Annotated in this window: 1 protein-coding gene; it reads right to left on the bottom strand. The window is 46.0% G+C overall.

Going from position 1 to position 979, the window contains the following annotated elements:
• Positions 1 to 147 precede the first annotated feature (147 nt).
• Positions 148 to 979: transposase (locus tag DWY25_RS17545; RefSeq protein ID WP_220412974.1), on the bottom strand; the 832-nt coding region annotated here is incomplete at its 5' end.

Genomic DNA, 979 nt, shown 5'->3' with positions numbered 1-979 from the left:
AAGCTCACAGCCATTTCTCTAAGTTTTCCACAATTTTAGATAAAACGAATGGAAAAGAAAGCATTCTGAAAACACCTTGACCCTTTCAAGGCTGTTTCTCAGTCTGCTTTTTCTTTCCTTTCCTGTCTTTTGTGGATAACTTGTTCCTTACTTCATCAACTTTGTTCTTTGTCGATGATAATGCCTCAAATTGTACCCCAGGATCACCAGCCCCAACTCTACTCGCACTCCGCTTTCTCCCCGCCTGCGAAGCAGACTATACCCGAAGTTTTTCTTGATGTCTCCAAACGCCCCTTCTGCCTCACTGCTCCGCTGCGCCATCCTTCTTTTTCCTTCTTCCGTTTCCAGATAGGCATCGACTTCCTTCTGATATTTCTCCAGCTGCGGACTGATTCTCGCACTGCGTCCCTTCTTCGATGTCGTGCACCGGCTCCGCAGCGGACAATTCTCACAGTGCTGATTCCGATAATGAATCGTCGTTCTCGGTACTCCGGTCTTCATGTCCACTCTTATCTTCTCGATTTCAAAATCATACCCTTGCGGGCAGATCGGGGTTCCTTCCCCATTCCGTTTCATATGCATTAACTGAAACTGGTTCTTTTCCTTCACTTTCTCTTTCTTCTTTTGGTACCCCGGATATTTCAGGATTGCCTGAATCTGATGAAGCTGGGCATAGGCATAGTTCTCAAAGCTGCCGTATCCGGCATCCGTCACCACCATTTTCGGATCGTCTCCGAATTGATTTCGGTATCCTTCCAGAAAGGGGATTGCGGTCTTTGTATCATTGACATCCGGACTGATGTAGGAATAGGCAATATACCCGTTATTCACTCCGATCTGGACATTGTATCCTGGTTTAAACACGTTCGTGTGATTGTAATAGTCATATTTCATATGCATCATTGTCGCATCCGGATCGGTCTTGGAGAAACTGTTCCGCTCTCCCAGTATATCTTTCGCTAAGGCGTAACTGAACAGA

Source organism: Holdemania filiformis (assembly GCF_003459085.1).
In the GTDB taxonomy this organism is placed as follows: Bacteria; Bacillota_I; Bacilli_A; order Erysipelotrichales; family Erysipelotrichaceae; genus Holdemania; species Holdemania filiformis.
This window is presented reverse-complemented; position numbering and strand designations above follow the sequence as displayed.